The 21,469-nt window shown below is 71.8% G+C and carries 22 protein-coding genes and 1 tRNA gene; 11 read left to right on the top strand and 12 right to left on the bottom strand.

Annotated features, from left to right (window positions below; all coding sequences use genetic code 11):
* Positions 1-46: 46 nt before the first annotated feature.
* Positions 47-1,900, top strand: a complete 1,854-nt coding sequence (locus ABEB03_RS44815; protein WP_345658919.1) for a serine/threonine-protein kinase — start codon at positions 47-49, stop codon at positions 1,898-1,900.
* A gap of 45 nt (positions 1,901-1,945) precedes the next feature.
* Here the strand turns inward: ABEB03_RS44815 and ABEB03_RS44810 are convergent, their stop codons facing one another.
* From ABEB03_RS44810 to ABEB03_RS44800, 3 genes are all read right to left on the bottom strand, one after another.
* Positions 1,946-2,632 carry an alpha/beta hydrolase gene (locus ABEB03_RS44810; RefSeq protein ID WP_345658917.1) on the bottom strand — a complete coding sequence of 229 codons (687 nt, stop codon included), beginning with the start codon at positions 2,630-2,632 and terminating at the stop codon, positions 1,946-1,948.
* A 248-nt stretch (positions 2,633-2,880) separates the two neighbouring features.
* Positions 2,881-3,939, bottom strand: coding sequence for a hypothetical protein (locus ABEB03_RS44805; RefSeq protein WP_345658916.1), 1,059 nt, complete (start codon positions 3,937-3,939; stop codon positions 2,881-2,883).
* Positions 3,940-4,056: 117 nt separating this feature from the next.
* Positions 4,057-4,635: a hypothetical protein gene (locus ABEB03_RS44800; RefSeq protein ID WP_345658915.1), complete on the bottom strand. Its 579-nt coding sequence runs from the start codon at positions 4,633-4,635 to the stop codon at positions 4,057-4,059.
* A 191-nt stretch (positions 4,636-4,826) separates the two neighbouring features.
* On the opposite strand from ABEB03_RS44800, the gene ABEB03_RS44795 reads away from it, so the two are divergent.
* The 3 genes from ABEB03_RS44795 (at position 4,827) to ABEB03_RS44785 (ending at position 7,643) form a co-directional block, all read left to right on the top strand.
* A complete protein-coding gene (locus ABEB03_RS44795) occupies positions 4,827-5,465 on the top strand; it encodes a TetR/AcrR family transcriptional regulator (RefSeq protein ID WP_345658914.1) in 639 nt (212 codons plus the stop codon).
* Positions 5,466-5,922: 457 nt separating this feature from the next.
* On the top strand, positions 5,923-7,494 hold the full coding sequence (locus tag ABEB03_RS44790) for an MFS transporter (protein ID WP_345658913.1): 1,572 nt from the start codon (positions 5,923-5,925) through the stop codon (positions 7,492-7,494).
* A gap of 80 nt (positions 7,495-7,574) precedes the next feature.
* Positions 7,575-7,643, top strand: a tRNA-Ser gene (locus tag ABEB03_RS44785).
* 203 nt (positions 7,644-7,846) lie between these two features.
* Here ABEB03_RS44785 and ABEB03_RS44780 read toward each other — a convergent pair.
* The 3 genes from ABEB03_RS44780 to ABEB03_RS44770 all read right to left on the bottom strand — a co-directional run bounded on the left by ABEB03_RS44780 (position 7,847) and on the right by ABEB03_RS44770 (position 10,249).
* Positions 7,847-8,221, bottom strand: coding sequence for a nuclear transport factor 2 family protein (locus ABEB03_RS44780; RefSeq protein ID WP_345658911.1), 375 nt, complete (start codon positions 8,219-8,221; stop codon positions 7,847-7,849).
* A 106-nt stretch (positions 8,222-8,327) separates the two neighbouring features.
* The gene (locus tag ABEB03_RS44775; RefSeq protein WP_345658910.1) at positions 8,328-9,041 is read right to left on the bottom strand and encodes an SDR family NAD(P)-dependent oxidoreductase; all 714 of its coding nucleotides are present in this window, start codon (positions 9,039-9,041) and stop codon (positions 8,328-8,330) included.
* A 284-nt stretch (positions 9,042-9,325) separates the two neighbouring features.
* Entirely contained in the window at positions 9,326-10,249 is a 924-nt protein-coding gene (locus ABEB03_RS44770; RefSeq protein WP_345658909.1) for a LysR family transcriptional regulator, read from the bottom strand.
* Positions 10,250-10,416: 167 nt separating this feature from the next.
* Between ABEB03_RS44770 and ABEB03_RS44765 the strand changes: the two genes are divergently transcribed.
* Positions 10,417-10,719 (top strand): muconolactone Delta-isomerase family protein, encoded by a 303-nt coding sequence (locus tag ABEB03_RS44765; RefSeq protein ID WP_345658908.1) that lies wholly within the window; start codon positions 10,417-10,419, stop codon positions 10,717-10,719.
* 311 nt (positions 10,720-11,030) lie between these two features.
* Entirely contained in the window at positions 11,031-12,212 is a 1,182-nt protein-coding gene (locus ABEB03_RS44760) for a YbfB/YjiJ family MFS transporter (RefSeq protein WP_345658928.1), read from the top strand.
* Positions 12,213-12,456: 244 nt separating this feature from the next.
* On the opposite strand, the gene ABEB03_RS44755 is transcribed toward ABEB03_RS44760, so the two are convergent.
* Genes ABEB03_RS44755 through ABEB03_RS44745 form a run of 3 tightly spaced genes read right to left on the bottom strand, consistent with a single transcriptional unit; the run spans position 12,457 to position 14,529 of the window.
* Entirely contained in the window at positions 12,457-13,077 is a 621-nt protein-coding gene (locus tag ABEB03_RS44755; protein ID WP_345658907.1) for a TetR/AcrR family transcriptional regulator, read from the bottom strand.
* A gap of 23 nt (positions 13,078-13,100) precedes the next feature.
* Positions 13,101-13,793 carry a DUF6817 domain-containing protein gene (locus tag ABEB03_RS44750; protein ID WP_345658906.1) on the bottom strand — a complete coding sequence of 231 codons (693 nt, stop codon included), beginning with the start codon at positions 13,791-13,793 and terminating at the stop codon, positions 13,101-13,103.
* Between the two features lie 10 nt (positions 13,794-13,803).
* Positions 13,804-14,529 carry a TetR/AcrR family transcriptional regulator gene (locus ABEB03_RS44745; protein ID WP_345658905.1) on the bottom strand — a complete coding sequence of 242 codons (726 nt, stop codon included), beginning with the start codon at positions 14,527-14,529 and terminating at the stop codon, positions 13,804-13,806.
* A gap of 119 nt (positions 14,530-14,648) precedes the next feature.
* On the opposite strand from ABEB03_RS44745, the gene ABEB03_RS44740 reads away from it, so the two are divergent.
* Positions 14,649-15,866 (top strand): saccharopine dehydrogenase family protein, encoded by a 1,218-nt coding sequence (locus ABEB03_RS44740; protein WP_345658904.1) that lies wholly within the window; start codon positions 14,649-14,651, stop codon positions 15,864-15,866.
* Between the two features lie 234 nt (positions 15,867-16,100).
* Here the strand turns inward: ABEB03_RS44740 and ABEB03_RS44735 are convergent, their stop codons facing one another.
* Both ABEB03_RS44735 and ABEB03_RS44730 read right to left on the bottom strand, forming a co-directional pair.
* Entirely contained in the window at positions 16,101-16,454 is a 354-nt protein-coding gene (locus ABEB03_RS44735; RefSeq protein ID WP_345658903.1) for a DUF1330 domain-containing protein, read from the bottom strand.
* Between the two features lie 145 nt (positions 16,455-16,599).
* Complete coding sequence (locus ABEB03_RS44730) at positions 16,600-17,091, bottom strand: FBP domain-containing protein (RefSeq protein ID WP_345658902.1); 492 nt, start codon at positions 17,089-17,091, stop codon at positions 16,600-16,602.
* A 71-nt stretch (positions 17,092-17,162) separates the two neighbouring features.
* On the opposite strand from ABEB03_RS44730, the gene ABEB03_RS44725 reads away from it, so the two are divergent.
* Together ABEB03_RS44725 and ABEB03_RS44720 are read left to right on the top strand one after the other, a co-directional pair.
* Positions 17,163-17,735 (top strand): TetR/AcrR family transcriptional regulator, encoded by a 573-nt coding sequence (locus tag ABEB03_RS44725; protein ID WP_345658901.1) that lies wholly within the window; start codon positions 17,163-17,165, stop codon positions 17,733-17,735.
* A gap of 155 nt (positions 17,736-17,890) precedes the next feature.
* Positions 17,891-19,075: a GDSL-type esterase/lipase family protein gene (locus ABEB03_RS44720; RefSeq protein WP_345658900.1), complete on the top strand. Its 1,185-nt coding sequence runs from the start codon at positions 17,891-17,893 to the stop codon at positions 19,073-19,075.
* 37 nt (positions 19,076-19,112) lie between these two features.
* On the opposite strand, the gene ABEB03_RS44715 is transcribed toward ABEB03_RS44720, so the two are convergent.
* Positions 19,113-19,880: an SDR family NAD(P)-dependent oxidoreductase gene (locus tag ABEB03_RS44715; RefSeq protein ID WP_345658899.1), complete on the bottom strand. Its 768-nt coding sequence runs from the start codon at positions 19,878-19,880 to the stop codon at positions 19,113-19,115.
* Positions 19,881-20,203: 323 nt separating this feature from the next.
* On the opposite strand from ABEB03_RS44715, the gene ABEB03_RS44710 reads away from it, so the two are divergent.
* Positions 20,204-20,761: a hypothetical protein gene (locus tag ABEB03_RS44710; RefSeq protein ID WP_345658898.1), complete on the top strand. Its 558-nt coding sequence runs from the start codon at positions 20,204-20,206 to the stop codon at positions 20,759-20,761.
* A gap of 59 nt (positions 20,762-20,820) precedes the next feature.
* Positions 20,821-21,456: a hypothetical protein gene (locus ABEB03_RS44705; protein ID WP_345658897.1), complete on the top strand. Its 636-nt coding sequence runs from the start codon at positions 20,821-20,823 to the stop codon at positions 21,454-21,456.
* The last annotated feature ends 13 nt before the right edge of the window (positions 21,457-21,469 follow it).

The following is a 21,469-nucleotide window of genomic DNA, read 5'->3' as shown; positions in this document are numbered from 1 at the left end:
CGTGATCCAATGGGGGGCCACAACAGATCTCGGGGCGGAGTGGGGCGTGTTGAGCAACGGAGGGCCGGACGAGGGGAGTCTCCAGCCGCTGGAGGACGGTGATCCGCACGTCGTCGGCAGCTATGTGCTGGTGGCGCGACTCGGGTCCGGCGGCATGGGCCGTGTCTTCCTCTCGCACACACCCGGCGGACGCGCCGTCGCGGTCAAGGTGATCCGGCCGGAGCTGGCCGAGAACCCGGAGTTCCGGCTGCGCTTCCGTGCCGAGGTGGCGGCGGCGAGCCGGGTGCACGGGCTCTACACGGCTCCGGTGGTGGACAGCGACACCGACGGGCCCATGCCGTGGTGCGCGACCGCCTACGTACCGGGGCCCTCCCTCGCCGAAGCGGTGCGCGACCACGGCCCGTTGCCCGTGGACACCGTGCTGCGGCTGATCGCCGGGGTGGCCGAGGCCCTCCAGGCGGTGCACCGCGAGGGCATCGTGCACCGGGATCTCAAGCCGTCCAACGTGCTGCTGGCCTCCGACGGGCCGCGCGTCATCGACTTCGGTGTCGCGCGGGCCGCGGACTCCACCTCGGTGACGCAGAGCGGCACCGCTCTCGGCACGGTCGCGTACATGGCGCCGGAGCAGGTGCTCGGCGCGGAGGCCGCCGCCTCGGTCGACGTGTTCGCGCTGGGCCAGACCGCCGTGTTCGCGGCGACGGGCGGTGCCGCCTTCGGGGACGGCGATCCGCACGCGGTGCTCTATCGCGTGGTGCACGAAGAACCCGACCTGGGCCGAGTCCCCGCGGACTTGAAGGAATTGGTGGCACGCTGCCTTCGCAAGCCCGCCGCCGAACGGCCGTCCGTGGAGGAGGTCATCCGTTCCGTCCAGACGATCCGGGCGAGCCGCGGTGACGACGCCCGTCCGACGTCCGGGGCATGGCTGCCGGGCGAGTTGGCGGCAGGGATCGCGGCGCGGACCGAGGGCGCGGACAAGGCGCGGGCGGGATCGCCTCCGGACTCTCACGGCCCTGGTGTCTTCGGGCCGGCGATCGCCTACTCACCCACCTCCCCGTCCCATGCCGTGTCGCCCGCACCCTTCGTGATGGGGCACCAGGCGGTCCCGGCCGGCTTCGGTCCTCCGCCGCCCGGGCCGCTCGCCCAGGAGCCCGCCGCCGCGCGGACCTCCTCGGTGGCCACGAACGGCAGGAGCCGAAAGGCCCGGGCCTGGATGCTGTCCGCGGTCGCCGTCGTCCTCGTCGCGTGCGGGGCGACCGCCGCGCTGCTCCTGGTCCCTGCGGGCGACCACGGGAACGACGACCAGGCTCAGGCTGCCGCTTCGCACTCGGCGGCGGCCGAGAAGGCGTCTCCTTCGGCGGCCGACTCACCGTCCGCGAAGGCGTCGGCGCGGCCGACACCCACCAAGTCCCGGCTGCCCTCGGCTCCTTCGGGCCCGGCGACACCCACCCGGGCGGTGACCTCCGCTCCCGCGGTCACCGCGTCCAGCGGGCCGACGGCCCCGAAGGCACCCGCCCCGGTGGCCTACGCGGGGATCCGGATGACCGCGAGCCACGACTTGTACCTGGCGGACACTCCGGTACGGGCCAAGGCGGACACGGGAAGCTCCGACGAGGACCTCACGTACGCCGTCTACTCCTCGGGCGCCGTCCTCGCCCCCGGCACCACCTCCGGCAGCTCCCTCGCCCTGCTGCCGGCGGGACGGCAGGGAAGTCTGGACGCGTGCCGGGCGGCGACCGGCTACCGGTCCTACGTGTGGGTGAAGGACCTCCCGGTGGGCCAGCGGATGTGCGTCGTCAGCGGCACGGGGCATGTGGGCCTGGTGACCTACCGGGGCTCGTCCGGGACGGCGTACGCCACCTTGGACGTGACGGTGTGGCGAGGCGCGGCCCGGTCCGGGTGACCCGCGGCGAAGCCCTCGCCCGGCGCACCGCCCGCACAGCGGCGGTCAGGCGCCCGCGGCCTCTTCGATGAGGTCGGTGACCGGGCCGGGGCGGGACGCCAAGGACGCGTGACTGGCGTCCAGTTCGATGGTCCGGCGCGGGTTCATGCGCTCGGCCATACGGCGTTCGTTGTCGGGGTGGATCATGCGGTCGGCGGTGGAGACCTGGTACCAGCTCGGCTTCGCGCGCCAGGCCGGCGCGGTCACGTTGTCGCCGAAGGTGGACGCGAGCGGTGCCTTCTGCGTCACCGCCATCACCAGGGCCTCCTCCTCCGGCAGGTCCTGTGCGAAGCTCTCGTGGAACTTGTCCTGTTTGACCCACAGGTACCCGTCGGAGTCCGGGGCGAGGTTCTCGAAGGCCGCCGGAGGCTTCTCCTGGCTGATCCCGCCCGGGCTCTCGCCCGCCTCCGGGGCGAACGCCGCGATGTAGACCAGACCGGTGACATTCGGCAGGTCGCCGGCCTCGGTGATGACCGCACCGCCGTAGGAGTGGCCGACCAGCAGCACCGGCCCGTCGATCTGCCGGACCATCTTGCGGGTGCGCTCGGCGTCGTCGGCCAGCGAGGTCAGCGGGTTCTCCACCGCGTGCAGCGAACCGAAGCCGCGGCGGTGGAGTTCGGTGATGACGTTGGCCCAGTGGGCGGCGCCGCCCCAGAAACCATGCACCATGACGATTGCGGGCTTCGCAGCCATACGACGTGCTCCTCGCGACGGAATCGGCCCCGGTCACCCTCAGCAGACCCCAAGCCCCGCGTGCCCGCATGCCGAGGCACACCTTGCAGGTGACCCGGACGCCGCTGCCTTCCGACGCACCCCGCGACGCGCCGGAGGGCCACCGCTCGGGGCGCGACCGCCTGTGGGAGGGCCACCGCTCGTGGGGCGCGACCGCCTGTGGGAGGGCCACCGCTCGTGGGGCGCGACCGCCTGTGGTAGGGCCACCGCTAGAACGGGTCGGCGTACGGATGCTCCCGCACCCGGTCGTGGACGCGTCGCAGCCACGGCCGGCGGACGGCGGGCAGCCGGGCGAGCGTGCGGAGGAACATCCCCGAGTCGGGCCGGAACGAACCCCACGGGTGCCTCGGCAGGGGGTCGTCACGCAGTACTCCGGGAGGCATTCCGCCGGTCACCGGCACGGGCAACCACTCCTGCCGGAAGGCCAGATGGGCCCAGACGTCGAAGGCCAGCGGTACGGCGGGGATTCCGTCCGGCGGCTGCCACACCTCACCCGTCCGCGGGTGCACGGGAACCAGCACGATGTCGGTTCCGGGCCCGGACGACGGCATGCCCGGACCCGCCAGGACCGCCGTCCGTTCCGGCGGGCCCGTGGGCAGCAGGGTGTCGAGGGCGCGGCCGAACGTGCCCGCGACCGGGCCGTCGGCCACGGTCACGGCCGCACCGTCCGAAGCGGCGAGCAGGTGGGCCAGGGCCACACCGGCCGCGGCCGACCAGAAGGGGCTCCACACACCCGGCGGTTCGATCGGGGGGACGGGCTCTCGTTCCCGTGCGAGTGCCTCCCAGTCGGACGCACGGCGCCCGGCGCCGTCGGAAGGGACACGGCGGACGGCACGTGGGTCGAACCACACCGCCTGCCAGTACCCGCAGTCGTCGATGCGGGTCGCCACCGCACACCCGCATTCCACGCAGGCGAGGTTCGGGCCGTCCCTCCCGTCCAGCCCCAGGCAGTAGCCGTCGCAGCGCTCGGGGATCAGGACGGTGCCGCGGGTGTCACCGGGCGCGACGACCATCGCTCCCGGCACGCCGAAGGACAAGGCGGGCACGGGCGCGAACACACCACGGGCCTCCGCCTCGTCCGCCGCGATCTCGTTCCATGGCCGCCAGGGCGGGCCGGAGGGTTCGTGGTCGACGGCGTACGTCCCCGACTCCATGACGGGAGGGAGGAGTTGATGCCCGTACTTGTGCCGGGCATGGACGGGGAGCGCGATCCGCGACACGGGTGCCGTCAGAGCGGCACCGCACACCGCGCAGGCGAGAACGACCACACCCTCCACCCCTGTCCCCCGGCCTCTCTCCCCGATCGCTCGCATCATGTCCCACGGCGGTCGGACGGTTCGAAGCGGGTCGGTCACGGCCGTGTCGGACGCTCGGACCGTCCGGACTCAGTGGCCGCCGCTGGGCCGGTCGCAGCCGGTGTGGTCGGGGTAGCCGGCGAAGGCGTCCGCCTCGGTGGAGTCGAGGTTCATCGTGCCCTCCACGCACAGTGGCGAGGCGTCGATGAGGAAACTGACCCCGGTGGAGCCGTTCTGGTACGACTGCACGTTCCCCGCGGAGTAGCCGAGGGCGGCGAGTGCGCTGCGGGTGTGCTCGGGGTCGAAGTCACCGCGTCTGCGCAGCGGTTCGAGCGCGTCCTCGACACGGCCGACGGCGGCGAGCCCTTCGCAGCGGCGCTCGCCGTGCAGCGGGATGGGGACCATGAAGCCGTGGTTCTCGGCGTAGTGGTCGGTGGGCGGCACGGCGGGGCCCGAGGTCGACGCACTGGGCGTCGGTGTCGGGGTCGGGCTCTCGCCGGGGCAGGGGAAGTCGGCGGGCTTGCTCGGCGTCGCCGCAGGGGTCCGTGAGGGCGCGCCCGCGCCGGTGGTGTCGCCCGGCCGCTGCGATCCGCATCCCGCCACCAGTGCGGCCAGCACCGCCAGCGGCAGCATCCCCGAGCGCACCGCCGTCGTCCTGATCTTCGTCATGGCCCGATCCTCTCCCGGGTCACACGTGACGTCATGAGTTCTCGTACTCATGTGCGGTGGCGAGGTGGGTCCGTCGTGCCGCCGCCGACGCGGCCACCCCGCTCGTTCGCGCACCGAGGACGTCCGGCTTCCCAGGCTTCCCCGGCTTCCGCCGCAGGTCGCGCGTCATGTCACGCCCTACACTGCGTACGGTGACGAACACCGCGCCCCGTCGCGGGCGCCGGCCCGGCAAGCCCGACACCCGCGTTCAGATTCTCGAAGCCGCACGACGACGGTTCCTCACCCAGGGGTACGACGAGGCGAGCATGCGGGACATCGCGGCCGACGCGGATGTCGATCTCGCCCTGATCAGCTACTACTTCGGGTCCAAGAAGGGCCTGTTCGGCGCGGTGCTGGCACTGCCGGCCAACCCCGCCGACCTGGTGAACCGCCTGCTGGAAGAGGGCGACCCGGCCACCTTCCCGGAGCGCGCCCTGCGTCACATGCTGCACGTGTGGGACGACCCGGTCTCCGGACCCATCCTGCTGGCCACGTTCAAGAACGCCGCCGCCGATGACACGTTCGCGGACCTGCTCAAGGAGATGCTGGGCCGCGAGGTCATCGACCGCATCGCCGCCCGGCTCACGGGGCCGAACCGACTGCGGCGGGCCGGGGCCTTCTCGACCGTCATGGCAGGGCTGATCACCGCCCGGTACATGCTCCGGCTGGAGCCCGTGGCGTCGATGAACCCCGACGCGTTGGTGCGTGTCTTCGGTCCGCAACTGCGGATGGCCCTTTCGGCCGGGAGCAGTCACCGGGGACCGGCACGGTCCAGGTCCGCGTCCGGCTGATCGGCCCTGCGCCTTCCGCGCGGCCGGCCTCCGTCCGCCCGACCGGAATTGGCTCGGCCCGCTCAGTCGGGGCCCGTCCGGCCCGTCCAGCCCGTTCGTCTCGCGCGGTCCGTCCAGCCCGTTCGTCTCGCGCGGTCCGTCCAGCCCGTTCGGCTCGCGCGGTACGGCCCCTCATCCCGGCCTGCGCAGTCCGACGCGCCCGCTCGGCCCGGCCCACGAAGACCTCGACAGAAATTCATCACCGATCGCCAATCCCCCGGCGCCGCTCGACGCCTCCTACCGGAGGACTTGCTTCTGTACAGGTCATGACCCCATTCCTCCAGGTGGCGCCGTATGGCAGACGGGCGACGGTCGGCGCGATTAATTCATCGCCATGGAAATGACCTGTGTGCGGTTCCCACCCTGGAGCACACACAGCCGGCCCACCCCGGGTCGTCGCCAGGAAGAGATGCCCACGATGCCCACACCCCAAGTCGTTCCCGCCACGGCGCCCGCCCGGGCCGTACGCCACAATCTGGTTCTCGCGATCACATGCCTCGCGCTCGGCACGGTGGTCGCGGCCATGGCATCGCTCAATGTCGCCCTGCCCGACCTGGCGCGTGAAACGCACGCGAGCCAGACCCAGTTGTCATGGATCATCGACGCCTACAGTCTCGTCTTCGCGGCGCTGCTGCTCCCGGCCGGCGCGTTGGGCGACCGTTTCGGCCGCCGCAAGGCCCTGATCGCGGGACTGGCCCTGTTCGGCGGCGGTTCGGTGGCGGCTGCCTGCACCACGGACCCCGACGCGCTGATCGCCCTGCGCGGTGTGCTGGGCGTGGGCGCGGCGATGGTCATGCCGGCCACGCTGTCCACGATCACCGGGACGTTCCCGCGCGCCCAGCGGGCTCGGGCGGTGAGCGTGTGGGCGGCCGTGGCCGGTGCGAGTGCGATCGTCGGCATCTTCGCCACGGGATCGCTCCTGGAGGCATGGTCGTGGCGCTCGGTGTTCCTGCTCAACGTGGTGCTGGCCGCCATGGCGTTGACGGGCACCGTGCTCTTCGTCCCCGAGTCCGCCGACTCCGACCAGCCCCGACTGGACGTCGTCGGCGCGCTGCTGGCCACGGTGGGTCTGGTGGCGCTGGTCTACTCGGTCATCGAGGCGCCGACCCGCGGTTGGGGCGACCCGCTCACCCTGACGGGCATCGCGGCGGGCCTGCTGGTCCTCGCCGGCTTCGTCCTCTTCGAACTGCGTCGTCGTCATCCCCTTCTGGACCCAAGGCTGTTCCGCAACCGCCGCTTCGCGGCCGGGTCCTTGTCGATCATGCTTCAGTTCTTCGTCTTCTTCGGTTTCATCTTCGTGATGATGCAGTACCTGCAACTGGTTCGTTCCGACAGCGCGTTGATGGCGGCGGTCACCATGTTCCCCATGGCGCTGGCGATGATTCCGGTGACGCGGCTGACACCGAAGCTGGTCGCACGATTCGGCGCGCGGGGTCCGTGGGTGACGGGTCTGGTGGCCGTGGCCCTGGCCATGGGCGTGCTGTCCCGGCTGGGGACCACCAGCTCGTACTGGCTGATCTCGGCGGGCCTGGTGCCGCTCGGCATGGGCATGGGTCTCGCGATGACTCCGGCCACCACGGCCATCACGGACGCCCTGCCGCGCGCGCTGCAGAACGTCGGCTCGGCGATGAACGACCTGTCCCGGGAACTGGGCGGAGCCCTGGGCATCGCCGTCCTGGGAAGCCTGCTCAGCGCCGCGTACCGCAGTCACCTGAGCCTGCCGGGCGCTCCCGAGCACGTCACCGACATCGCCCGCTCGTCGCTGGCCGCGGCGAGCGCCATCGGTGGACCGGTCGCCGACCGTGCGCGCACGGCCTTCATCGACGGAATGCAACTGGCCCTGCTGGGCGCGGCCTTCGCGGCCGGGGTCGCCGCCGTCGCGGTCGCCCTCCTGCTCGGCCGAGCCGGCGCGGAACCAGGCGAATTGGTGGACGAGGCCGAGGACGAGGTGAGCGGGGCGCGCATCCCGCAGCCGGCCGACGTCGGCTGAACACCCCCGTCGCCGAGGCCGCGCGGCCTCGCGAAAACCAGCTGCAGCCGCACGATCACTGCCGTTAAGGTCGGAGTCGTGCAGGTGCGCAGGCTGCGGCTACTTCGCCTGCAAAGCGGGAAACGCGGGTTCGAATCCCGTCACCGGCTTCTCGCCGGTGTCGTCCAGCGGCCCAGGACACCTACAGCCGCCGCCGACTCCGATCTCTGCACATCGACGGCACGAGCCGCCCGCCACGGGGGAACACGGCGGGCGGCTCCGCCTGTCGGGGCACAGGATGTCGCGTTCGAGTCGCCGCCCGCCCACGGCCGCGCGGAGCGGCTGGGCCCCGCATGCCGCACTTGGGATCCCGCTAGGCCAGGTGCGACACCTGGTAGTGGGCGATCTGCCAGCCGTCTGCCGTACGGCGCACCAGGACACCGAGGTTGACGGCGAGGGTGGGACGGTCGGTGAAGGAGAAGTCGACGGCCAGGTAGCCGAGGACGAGGTCCTCGGACAGGCGTCTGGTCTCCAGGATGCGGTACGCGGCCGCCAGGCCGAGGGGCTGTGCGTCGTAATAGGCGGCCACGCCCGGTCGTCCGGTGCTGTAGGGGTGCAGTCCCTGGAAGATCGCGTCTTCGGTGAACTGGGCGGCCACCTGCTGCGGTTCGTGGGCGTCGACGGCGGTCTTCCACCGGTCGAGCACGTCACGCAGGATCGCTTCACTGTTGTCTGTCATGGTGTCCATCAGGGTGCTCCTGGTGCTCGGGCGGGCTGGGATCTGCCGGTGCGGCGTGTCGCGCGGGGCGTGAGGGGAAACCCCCTCCCACGCCCCGCCAGGGGTGACCCGCGCGTCAGTGACCGGCGCTCATTCCACCGTCCACGTGGAGGATCTCGCCCGTCACGAACGGGGCGTTCTGCAGGTACATCACCGCGTCGGTGACGTCACTGGACTCACCCATCCGGCGGACCGGGTGCAGGCTCGCGAGCACTTCGTGGGTCTCCTCGGGGTGCATGGGGGTCTTGACGGAACCCGGCGCGACCGCGTTGACGCGGATGCCGCGCGTGGCGTACTCGATGGCGAGGGACTTGGTGGCGGACTGCAGACCGCCCTTGGTCAGCGAGGCCAGCACGGACGGGACGCGGGCGTCGGCGTTGTCGACCAGGCTGGTGGTGACGTTGACGATGTGACCGCCGCCCTGCGCGAGCATCTGCTCGATGGCCAGCTGGGTGATGCGGAAGAAGCCGGTGACGTTCACCCCGGTCACGGCGGCGAAGTCGTCCTGGGTGTAGTCGGTGAAGGGCTTGGCGACGAAGATGCCCGCGTTGTTGACGAGCGTGTCGATACGACCGAACCGCTCGACGCCCGCGGCGATCACGCGCTCCGCCGTGGCGGGGTCGGATATGTCGCCCTGGATCGTCAGAACGCCCGCGTCGTCGGCGGGAGCGATGGTGCGCGAGGTCGCGACGACGGCGTAGCCCTGCTTGCGGTAGGCGGCGACGAGGTCCGCGCCGATGCCCTGCGAGGCGCCGGTGATGACTGCGACCTTCTGGTCCTGAGTGCTCATGATGACCTTCTCCGTGATGGATGGAACGACCGTCCCGGTGGGAGACGGGCGTCGAACGATCAACTAGCCGACCGGTCGACTATTTGAAAGTAAGGCGTTGCGGAGCGCTCGTCAAAGGCGGACGGGTCCCCGGACGGGACCGAATTCCTCCCAGCTGGTAGGCGCAGGCTCCCAGTACAGGTCAGCGGACATGCGCCGGTTCATGGGTCACACGAGCGCGGGGTCCCGGGGCCCTCGCCCGGGCCGAAAAGCCCCGGTCGCCCGACCCCCGCGGAAGGGATCCGCTACTTCCGGTACGGATCGCACTCCGGGAGCCAGGCGCCGGAAGCATGGATGCCGAGGTCGCCGACGCCGTCGCAGAGCGCGTCGACGGCGGCCAGGACGGAGGAACGGACCTCGTTGCGGCGCCAGACCAGGGACCAGGTCCAGTAGATCTCGGGCCCGACAACGGCGCGCCGGACCAGGTCGGACGGCAGCGGACTGGTCTGCCCCTTGGGCGAGTTGATCACCGGTCGGCCGCTGCGGCGGACATGGTCGAAGAACGCGGGTCCGGTGATGCCGCCGTCGGAGATGCGTACCGCGCGGGCCCCGGTGCTCTTGGCCAGTGCCTCGGCGTAGGCGTTCCACGACGACCAGGAGGTGGCGTCGTCGTCGAGGAGCACGTCGGTGTCCTGGGCCGCCACGTCCCCCGTGGCGTCGCCGACGGCGACGGCGTACAGCCGGTCGGCGCCTACGAGACGGGCCTGCAGGCCGCGTTCCTCCAGGGAGCCGGTGGGCACCCAGCAGACCGCGACGTCCAGACTGCCGTCGGCGACCCGTGCGACCTGGGTGTGCGAGGGTGCGACCCATGCGTCGACATGCACTTGGGCCACGGGGGCGGTGCGCGCCGTCAGGTCCGGCGGAAGCCAGTTGACGTAGCCGAGGCGGACGGGTTCCGATCCGGACAGTCTGCGTGCGCGGAGCTGGAGGTCGTCGGCGCGTTCCAGAAGGGCGCGGGTGTGCGGAAGCAGGGCGGAACCGGCCGGGGTGAGGGCCACCGAGCGGCGGTCCCGGTCGAACAGACGCACACCGAGGTCGCGTTCGAGCGCCTTGATCTGCTGGGACAGGGAAGGGCCGGCGATCAGCAGACGCTCGGCGGCCCGGCCGAAGTTCAGTTCCTCGGCGACGGCAACGAAGTACCGCAGCTGGCGCAGTTCCACGCTGGTCATGCTACGTCGCTGGGAGAGTACGCCTACCAGCAGGGAGTCAGCCGGTCGTGGCGCCCGGCGGGGAGCGGGCGGACCATGAGGGCATGAATGCCCGACGGCGGAGCGACCCGCTCGCCCCACCGCGGGACGTGCCACGGGCCGGACGCCCCATCGAACGGAGAAGGACCATGCGCGAGTTCCTGGTCGAGATCACCACGACCGTTCCCGAGGGCACCCCGCAGGAAGAGGTCGACCGGCGGCGCGCCGCCGAAGCCGTGCGGGCGCGGGAGCTCGCTACCACCGGCCATCTGGCACGGCTGTGGCGCCCGGTCGGGGAGCTGCGCAGCATCGGCATCTGGCGGGGCGCCGACGAGGACGACCTCCGGGAGAAGGTGCTCGGCACGCTTCCGCTGAGCCCGTGGATGACCTTCGACATCACCCCGCTGGAACCCCACCCCAACGACCCGGGCCGGACCGGCACCACGGCCTGAGCCGTCCGCTCGCCCACGCGTGACCGCCGGGCTCGGACCGGGTGGCGCCGCCTGTCACGCGGCGCCCGGCATCCCCCGGACGCTCACCCGGCGGTGAGCCGTGGGCAGGTCCACGATCCGCACCCTTCGTGATCCGCGCCCCTCGTGATCCGCACCCCTCGTGATCCACACCGTTCGTGATCCACACCGCTTTCCAAGGACTTCTCATGCCACTACGACGGCCCTCGCGTGCCTGCACGGCCAAGGAGGGCGCCGCACCGCACTCTCCCTGGGGCCACGTCGCCCAAGCCGCCGCGGCACTCGCCGCGGGCATGGGAGTGGGACGGTTCGTCTTCACTCCGATCGTCCCCCTGATGCACGCTCAGGCCGGGCTGTCCGCGGGCGCGGGCGCCCATCTGGCCACCGCCAACTACATCGGCTACCTCGTCGGCGCCCTCGCCGGCATCCTGTGCCCCGCCCTGGTCCGCTCCCCCGCCCTCCTGCGCGCGAGCCTGGTGGTGCTGGTCGGCAGTCTGGCCGCCATGCCCGCCGGCCACAGCACGGCCGTGTGGATCGCACTGCGGCTGCCGGCCGGGGCGGCCAGCGCGCTGATCTTCGTCATCGCGGTCAGCTCGCTCCTCAGCCATCTGCGGGAGCATCCGGCCCATCTGCCCGGCTGGGCGTTCGGCGGGGTCGGCGCGGGGATCGCGCTGTCCGGGCTGCTCGTCCTCGCCGTACGCTCCTTCGCCGACTGGCGGGCCGCCTGGTGGGCCTCGGCCGCACTCGCCGCACTCCTCACCGTCATGGCGTGGAACCTCCGCCCCGAGGCCGCACCGGCGGCACCCACGGCGACGGCGGGATCCCCCACCACCGGTGAACGCGAACCGAGGGTGCGGACCGGGCGCTGGTTCACCGCCCTCTTCGCGTCCTACACCCTCGAAGGCATCGGCTACATCGTCGCCGGTACGTTCCTGGTCGCCGCGATCGAGCAGGGCTCACCCGGCTGGATCGGCAGCGGCGCCTGGGTGCTGGTCGGCGTGGCCGCCGTGCCGTCGTCGGCGCTGTGGGCCTGGCTCGGGCGCCGCTGGTCGCGTCCCGGCCTGCTGCTCGCGGCGCTCGTCATCCAGGCGGTCGGCATCGCGCTGCCCGCGCTGTTCGACGGCGTGACGGCCGCTCTGGTCTCGGCCGTCCTGTTCGGGGCGACTTTCATCGGTATCAGCACGCTCGCCCTCGCCGCGGGCGCGCACCTGCGCTTCCCGCGGTCCGTCGCCCTGCTGACCGCCGGATACTCCGTCGGTCAGATCCTCGGGCCCCTCGTCGTCGCACCACTGCTTCGGCACGGCTACCACCAGGCGCTGCTCCTGGCGTCCGGCGTGGTGCTCGCGGCGGCGGTGGCGGCGGCCGTCCTGCGCAGCGGGTTCCCGCACCACGTCGTCGTTGTGCACCACGGCACGCCCGAGGGACGCTCGGGAGCCGTCGAGCGCGTTCCGACTCCGGACGGGAGCGGTGCCTGAGCGAACCGGGCCGGGGCGGCGGGCGAGGGGTCCGCGTCCTGGGTCCCTCGTTGTCACGGCACCGCGTGGCCGGTGCACGGTCACGGCATCGCGTGGCCGGTGCACGGTCACGGCATCGCGTGGCCGGTGCACGGTCACGGCATCGCGTGGCCGGTGCACGGTGGCCGAACCGCCTGACCTGTTCGCGGTCGCCACACCGGTCACCACACCGCATGACCCGTTCGCGGTCGCCGCGTGACCGGTGTCAGACCGCGGCCACGGCCTCCCGTGGCGCGGCGGCACCGAGCAGCGCCAGGCAGTTCGCCCACAGGGGGCCGAGCCGCTGGGTGCTGTTGTAGAGCTTGGCGAACAGGACCTGGCCCTCCAGCTGGGCCACCACCGCTCGTGCGGCCTCCCGCGTGTCGGTCACGGTGACGTCCTGGCGGGCGAGAGCCTCGGCGACGACCGATTCGACCATGTCGACCTGTGCCTCGAAGATCTCCTGGAGCCGTTCCCGGATGGACTCGGTCTGGTTGCTCATCTCCAGCGTGAGGTTCCCGAACATGCAGCCCGACACGGTGCCGCAGCTCTGCTGCCCGGCGCGCTGGGTGGCTTCCGTCTCCTCGAACAGCGTGCGGAGCCGTTGCAGCGGTTCCGCGTCGCTGCCGAGGATGCGCGTCCAGGCCTGCTTCTGCGCGGCCCAGTGCTCGTCGATCACGGCGAGGGCGAGGGCTTCCTTGGAATCGAAGAAGTAGTAGAAGCTGCCCTTCGGCACACCGGCCGCCTTGCAGATCTCGGCCACACCCAGGGCCGAGTAGCCGCGCAGCTCGATGAGCGCCTGCGCGGCGCTGAGGATCTTGTTCCTGGCATCGCTGGTGCGTCCCATGAGAGCAGTGTACGACCGGTCGTCTATAGCCGGCGTGTCGTCCGTCGGTTTCCCGCGTCGCGCCCGGTGATCCGCGCACCGGGCGCCGGGCCGTGCGGGGCGAGCTGCCGGGCGCAGGCGTCCCGGGCCGCGGCGGACAGCAAGGGGCCCGCGCCGTCGAACAACCGGTACAGAGCGGGGCCGTACCGCTCGGCGAGCTCCTCGTTGTGGGCCAGTACGTCGAGCTCGTTGGCGGCGGTGATCTCCAGGAAGGCGCGCAGGTCCGCGTCGGCGACGATGTGCTCGCGACCGGTGAAACGATCCCTGAAGGCGACGGGCCGGCCGGGGCCGATCCGGGGGTAGACGGTGCCGCGGTCGCAGCTGCCGTAGAGGTGGACCAGTGCCTCGGCGCGGTCGCCGATGACCTCGGCCAGGGTCGCGCGCTCGGCGACGGGCAGCAGGTGCCGGTCGAAGCCGTCGGTCCCGTAGGCCGCGTGGCACATGCCCGCCGCCTGGACCGCTTCGTCGGCCCCCCACTCCGCGAGCAGTTCCCGGACACGGCACAGGTGTGCCAGCAGGGTGCCGCCCGGGTGCGGGATCCGGGCGGCCCCGTGAGCGCGCAGAAAGGCTTCGGCCCGGGACCAGCGGGGTGCGGTCTCGGCGTGGTCGGCCGTGCCGGCGTGATGGGTCAGGGCGGCGGCATCGGGAGTGTCGGCTGCATCGGCGTCATCGGTCACCTCACGAGTCTTAGTCGTGGCCCGGCCGCGGAGACAACCCCCGCGCCAGTTGGGCGGCGGCGCTGTCCAGCAGCATGTCCAGGGCCGTCGGATAGGCGCTGGTGACCATGCGGGTGGCGAGCAGAGGTGCGGCCTCGGCGATACGGGGGTGGGTGGCTGCGGGCAGTCCGGCGTACGTGGAGCGCCACATGGCCTCGTCGGCGCGCAGCGCGGCACTGGGCAGGGCCAGGGAGGCGGCGTCGAGCGCGGCGAAGGCGAGCGTCTGGTCGATGAAGGCGTGGTAGATCCGCACCGTGTCGGGCAGCGGGAACCCGGCGGTGCGCAGCACCTCCAGGACCGCCTCGTCGGCCGCCAGCTCGTTGGCCCGGCCGCTGACACGGCTGGCGGTCAGCTGGGCGGCCTGGGGGTGGGCGACGTACTCGGCGTGGATGCGCAGTCCCACGGCGCGCAGGTCGGCCCGCCACTCCCCCGTCGGCCGCCAGCCCCGCAGGGCCCGCCCGATGAGGGCGTCGCCGATGGCGAGGGTCAGGTCGTCCATGCCTCGGAAGTAGCGGTAGAGCGTGCTCGGGTCGCAGTCGAGTGCCAGGCCGAGGCGGCGCGCGGTGAAGCCGGCACTGCCGTGCTCACGGAGCATGCGCAGCGCGGTCTCGACGATCAGCCGCTCGGACAGCACGGTGCCGCTCCGGGTGGGACGGCGGCGTCGCCGCTTCTCCTCGGGCACCACGGGTTTCGCCACGGCGGCCTCCTCACCGGACCTCTTATGCCAACGCCATTGACCTTACGGGACGCCGAGGCGTTGTATCTGCCGCGAGGGGCGCGCCTCGTTCTCCGTAGGACCGACAGGGAGTTCTTGCCATGCGTGTACTGCTCGTGGGCGCCGGTGGCGTGGGTACCGCGATCACCCGGATCGCGGCCCGACGCACCTTCTTCGAGGCGATGGTGGTCGCCGACTACGATCCGGCCCGGTCCGAGGCCGCGGTCGCGGCCGTTGGCGACGACGGCCGGTTCGTCGCGGCCCGTGTCGACGCGGGTGACACCGCGGCGGTCGCGGAGCTGCTGGCCCGGCACCGCTGCGACGTGCTGCTGAACGCCACCGACCCGCGCTTCGTCATGCCGCTGTTCCAGGCGGCGCGGGCCGGCGGCGCGGCCTATCTCGACATGGCTATGTCGCTGTCCCGGCCGCACCCGGACCGGCCGTACGAGGAGTGCGGGGTCAAGCTCGGCGACGCCCAGTTCGCGGAGGCCGCCGACTGGGAGAAGGCCGGCGCGCTCGCACTCGTCGGCATGGGCGTCGAGCCGGGCCTGTCCGATGTGTTCGCGCGGTACGCGGCCGACGAACTCTTCGACGAGATCGAGGAGATCGGTGTCCGCGACGGCGCGAACCTCACCGTGGACGGCTACGACTTCGCGCCGTCCTTCAGCATCTGGACCACCATCGAGGAGTGTCTGAACCCGCCCGTCGTGTACGAGGCCGGGCGCGGCTGGTTCACCACCGCGCCGTTCAGCGAACCCGAGGTGTTCGACTTCCCCGAAGGCATCGGTGAGGTCGAGTGCGTGAACGTGGAGCACGAGGAGGTGCTGCTCGTGCCGCGCTGGGTCGACGCCCGCCGTGTCACCTTCAAGTACGGCCTCGGGCGCGAGTTCATCGAGACGTTGAAGACGCTCCACCTGCTCGGGCTCGACCGCACGGAACCGGTGACGGTGCCGGGCGCCGACGGCCCGGTCGCCGTGTCGCCCCGGGACGTCGTCGCGGCCTGTCTGCCCGACCCCGCGACGCTGGGCGAGCGCATGCACGGCAAGACCTGTGCGGGCACCTGGGTGCGCGGCAGCAAGGACGGCGCACCGCGCGAGGTGTACCTGTACCACGTGGTCGACAACCAGTGGTCGATGGCGGAGTACGGCTGCCAGGCGGTCGTGTGGCAGACGGCGGTCAATCCGGTCGTCGCCCTCGAACTCGTCGCCACCGGCGCCTGGACCGGTTCGGGTGTCCTCGGTCCGGAGGCCTTCCCGGCCGGACCCTTCCTGGACCTGCTGACGGCGTACGGCTCTCCGTGGGGCATGCGCGAGCAGTGACCCGTACGGGCGGTGGCAGCCGGCGGTCGGACGTCCGGCGGGACCGGGCGTCCGGAGCGGGGGTGTCCAGGAAGGCCTCGCCGGCGCCGTGGGCGAGCGGTGCGCACCCAGGTGTCCGCCTCGACGGCGTCCCGGAATTCGGCGGGGCGTGCGGTGCGCGCCCAGGCGTCCGGCGGGGTCCGGTCACGCCGCTTCATGGCGTGACCGTGGCGGGCTCGGGCGCCTGCCGAGGCCTCACGAAGCGGTACGTGCGGCCCGCAGGTGCCGTGCCGTCTCCGCGGCCCGGTACGTGGGCGCGACGCCGTCGACCAGCAGGAGGTCGCCGTCGATGTGCCGGGTGCGCAGGGGCAGCAGCTCCTGGTACGCGGGCGAGTCGTACCAGGCCCGCGCGTCGGCGAAGGAGGGGAAGACGAGGATGACGATCGCGTCCGGCCAGCTGCCTTCCCGGACCTCGCGTTCCGGTGCTCCGTGGACGAGGAACCGGCCGCCGAACGGGTCCATCGTGTCCTGCACACGCTCCATGTAGGTCAGGACCTCGTCGTGGGGCTCGGCGGACGGGCGCAGGTTGGCGATGGCGTAGGCAGGCATGCGCTGTCTCCTCTTGTTCGCGGCGCTCCGCACTTGAGCACCGAAGTCCGGTGCGGTTCACGGCACTTGGCTGCCGCTCCGCATGGACAACACTGCCGGGTCGTACGGCGCGGGTCGATTACCCGGGGGGTAATGGGCGCCGGAGTCAGGCGGTCACCTTGGCGATGAACGCGGCCAGGTTCACCACCGTGCGCTCGGTCTTCTCCTCCAGCGTGAGCGACTCGTGGAGTCGGGCGCCGATTCCGGCCTCCTTCTTGCCCCGCACGTAGAGCGAGCAGCAGAGGTCGCTGCAGATGTAGGTGCCCACCGAATTGCCCTGCTGCCCGGCCTTGCCCGCCCTGGGGGCGACCATCAGGGAGACGCCTCCGGTGTGGGTGGTCAGGCATATGGAGCACATGCTGCGTCGCGTCTGCCCGAAGGCGGGGCCGCTGGTCCGCAGTCGGACGGCTCTCGGCAGGCCGTCGAGTTCGGTGACGAGGTAGGCGCGGTCGGGGGCCTGTGGGTCCCGCCAGCCGAGGTAGTCCAGGTCGTCCCAGGGTGTCTCGGCCAGCTCACGGGGGACGGACAGGCGCTTCGCCTCGCCCTTGGTGCAGTTCACGAACGCGGCGCGGATCTCTTGCTCGGTGAGTGGCTTCATGAAAGGCACGTTAATTTGCCTAAAGCTTTTAGGCAAATGCATAATGGCATCAGGCTCATGAAGGGATGGTCATGGCAGGACGTGTAGGACTGACCACCGAACGACTGGTCCGCGCGGGGGCCGAACTGGCCGACCGGGAAGGCTTCGACCAGGTGACGGTCTCGGCGCTGGCCAGGCAGTTCGACGTCAAGGTCGCGAGCCTGTACTCGCATGTGAGGAACTCGCAGGACCTCAAGACCAGGATCGCCCTGCTGGCCCTGGAGGAGCTGGCCGAACGGGGGGCCGACGCCCTGGCCGGGCGGGCGGGCGGAGCGGCACTGGCCGCGTTCGCGAACGTCTACCGCGACTACGCCCGCGAGCACCCCGGCCGGTACGCCGCCGCTCAGCTGCGGCTCGACCCGGAGACGGCGGCGGCGAGCGCCGGCGTCAAGCACGCGCAGATGATGCGGGCGATCCTGCGCGGTTACGACCTGACGGAGCCGGAACAGACGCACGCGGTGCGGCTGATGGGCAGCGTCTTCCACGGCTACGTCAGCCTGGAGATGGCCGGCGGGTTCAGCCACAGTGCTCCCGACTCGGAGGAGTCCTGGTCGTGGGTGCTGGACCACCTCGACGGGCTGCTGCGGAGCCGGCCCGCGTCCTGAGTCGGGCCGTTTCCTGAGCGGTCCCGGAGCCGGGCCGTTGCTTCAGGCGTCCCGGAGCCGGGCCGGGGTCTGCCCGCCCCGCGCCGTGCCGCAGATGCCGACATCCACACGATCGAGATCCACACCACCGACATCCACGCCACCGAACAGGAACCATGAACAGCACGCACCACTGGGTCACCACGCCCATCACCGCGGAGATCGTGCGCGGCGCCCTCGAACTGGAGCACACCGCGCACGGTGTGCTGCCGCACCGGCTGCCGGGCTGGGCCCGTGCCCAGTGCTCCGACGGGCAGCTCGCCATGGCCGAGTCCCAGCCGTCCGGCGTCCGGCTGACCCTGCGCACCCGGGCCACCGCCCTGGAGCTGGACGTCCTGCCCACCAAGCGGGTGTACACCGGTGCCCCGGCCCGCCCGGACGGGGTGTACGACCTGCTCGTCGACGGACGTCTGACGAGCCAGGCGTCGGTGAGCGGCGGTAACGTCCTGACCATCGACCTGGCCACCGGAACCGTCGAACACCGGCTCGGCACGGCGGGAACGCTCACCTTCGCCGGCCTGCCCGACGGCGTCAAGGACATCGAGATCTGGCTCCCGCACAACGAGAGCACCGAACTCGTCGCGCTGCGCAGCGACGCCCCTGTCGAGCCGGCGCCGGACCCGGGCCGCAAGGTGTGGCTGCATCACGGCAGTTCGATCAGCCACGGCTCCGACGCGCTGAGCCCGACCGGCACTTGGCCCGCGCTCGCAGCCGCGCGCGGCGGGGTGGAACTGATCAACCTCGGACTGGGCGGCAGCGCGCTGCTCGACCCCTTCACCGCCCGCACCCTGCGGTACACCCCCGCGGACCTGATCAGCGTCAAGATCGGCATCAACGTCGTCAACGCGGACCTGATGAGGCTGCGCGCGTTCGCCCCGGCCGTGCACGGCTTCCTCGACACGATCCGGGAGGGTCACCCCACCGCGCCGCTGCTGGTCGTCTCGCCGATCCTGTGCCCCATCCACGAGGACACCCCCGGCCCGTGCGCACCGGACCTCAGCACGCTCGGTACCGGACGGCTCCAGTTCGCGGCCATGGGAGACCCGGCGGAGACGGCGAGCGGGAAGCTGACCCTCACCGTCATCCGCGCGGAACTCGCGCGGATCGTGCGGGAACGCTCGGCCGACGACCCGCATCTGCACTACCTCGACGGTCGTGACCTCTACGGCGAGGCCGACTTCGCCGAACTGCCCCTTCCCGACCAACTGCACCCGGACGCCGCCACGCATCAGCTCATCGGTGAGCGCTTCGCCCGGCTGGCCTTCACCGGCGACGGAGTCTTCGCGGACGGCACGGCCTGACATCGGCGGGCCGCCGGTCGCGCGCTCAGCTCGCCGCTCAGCTCCGCGGTCGGCTCCGCGTCCCGCCCGCGGCGTCCCGTGCGCGCAGCCAGGTCTCGAACTCGGTGGCGACGATGCGCTCGTCGTGCACGTCGGCGGCGGAGTCGGACGCCAGCCAGACGATGGGCGGCCCCATCACCTCGGGCTCCAGGAACTGCCGCCCCTCGGGCACGGCCTCCAAGGGCAGCATCCCCGTCAAGGTCGGTCCTCCGGGCAGCAGTTGGTTGACGGTGACCCCCGTGTCCCGCAGGTCCGCCGCCATGATCCTGGAGAGGGCGTCGCTGCCGGCGCGCGAGGGTCCGTAGGGGACGAATCCGGCCCGGTGCATGGTCGATTCACTCACCGAGATGTTCACGATGCGGCCACCACCGGCGGCCAGCATCCGCGGGGTGACGTCGCGTGCCACGAGGAAGTAGCCGGTCAGATTGGTGTCGATCACCGCGCGGAAGCCGTCGGCCGACACGTCCCAGAAGCCCTGCGGGTGTGTCATGAAGCGTGGGTTGACCGTGCGCATGCCGATTCCGGCGTTGTTCACGAGCATGTCGATGCCGTCGAGCCGGGACCAGGCCAGGTCGACCGCCTCGGCCACGGAGGACTCGTCGCGCACGTCCATCTCGATGCCGATCGCCCCTGCGAGCCCGGCGGCGACCTCGTCCGCGCGTCCACCGGACCGGCCGGTGAGCGCGACCGTCGCCCCGGCCTCGGCCAGGGCGGCGGCCATGGCGCGCCCCAGCCCGCTCGTCCCGCCCGTCACCAGCACCTTCATCGGATGGTCTCCGTCCCACGCCCCGCGTGTCGGCCCGCGCACCGCGTGCTCTTCGGCACCTCGACGCGCTCGTGAAGACGACGCTAGATCTTGGAGCGCCCTCCAAGTCAAGCGACCGCACGGCGGGGGCCACCCGCCCGTGGGCGCACGCCCCGGTCCGTCCCCGTCGCCAGGACCGCTCGGGGCGCGCCGCGGACCGAGCCGCACGTCGGCGTCCGCGCAGGGGTCTCGGGACCGGATGCGGCGCTCGTGTTTCAGCCGGAGACCCTTGGGAAGTCGTGACGAGTCGGACATCAGGGTCACCAAGAGGGAGGTGCGACCCCATGTCAACAGGGACAATCCTCGCCATCGTCATTCCCGTGGTGGTGGTGATCGCCCTGCTCGCCGTGGTGGTGTCGATGCTCATGCGCCGCAACCGGCTGCGCGAGCGTTTCGGCCCGGAGTACGAGCGCACGGTGGAGGAGGCCGACAGCCGCACGGCGGCCGAGCGGGAGCTCAGGGCCCGCGAGAAGCGGCACGACTCGCTGGACATCAAGCCCCTGGACCGAAACGTCCGGGACCGGTACGCACGGGACTGGACCAGTGTGCAGGAGGAGTTCGTCGACCGTCCGGAGGACTCCGTGCACGACGCCGACCGCCTGGTGACGTCCTTGATGCACGAACGCGGTTACCCCACCCAGGATTTCGACCAGCAGCTCAAGGACCTCTCGGTCGAACACGGACGCACACTCGAGCATTACCGAGCCGCCCACGAGGTCGACACGCTGAGCACCGAGCACAGGGCGACCACCGAACAACTGCGCGGTGCGATGGTCCACTATCGCGCCCTGTTCGAGGAGCTCCTCTCCGACGGCGGCGGCGCACGCCACGCCCGGGTCTGAACACCCGCCGCACGAACCGCCACCCTCCGAGACACCGAGACTTCCGGAACGGAGAAGACATGCGACGCGCACACACACCTGACAGCGCCCGCAAGAGCGGTCTGTCGACCGAGGATCTCGCCAGGCCCCGCGAGGGGAGCGACGCCCGACGCGACGCACCCGTGTTCCCCGGAGAAAGCACGGGCTCGACGGGCAGCGCCCCCGGCACCCCGGCAGGCAGGTCCTCGGACACACCTGACTCCACACGCTCGGGCCCACCTACACGTACGCCGGACACGGCGGCGACCAAGCCCCCGGGCTCCGGGACGGACGCGCCGGACTCGGGAACCGCGCCCGGCGCGGCGGAACCTGCCGCACGCACCGGCACCCGGACGCAGCCCGAAGAGGCACACGCCCCGCGGGAGAACGGCGACGCTCGGGACGACGACGTACAGCTCCTCAGCCGGCAGGACGAGGAAGGATTCCGCACGCGCTGGCAGGAGACCCAGAGTCAGTTCGTCGACGACCCTCGCGATGCCGTGCACAGCGCGGACGCCCTCGTCGCCGACGTGATGCAGGAGCTGGCCTCGACGTTCGCCGATCACAAGCGGGAGCTCGAGGACCAGTGGAACCGGGGTGAACAGGCCGACACCGAGGATCTGCGGCTGGCCCTGCGCCACTACCGCTCGTTCTTCAACCGTCTCCTGGCCGCCTGAAGCGTCCCGTCGC

It is taken from the genome of Streptomyces siamensis (genome assembly GCF_039543605.1).
In the GTDB taxonomy this organism is placed as follows: Bacteria; Actinomycetota; Actinomycetes; order Streptomycetales; family Streptomycetaceae; genus Streptomyces; species Streptomyces siamensis.
The sequence above is the reverse complement of the archived record's forward strand: the minus strand, read 5'-3'. Positions and strand labels throughout refer to the sequence as shown.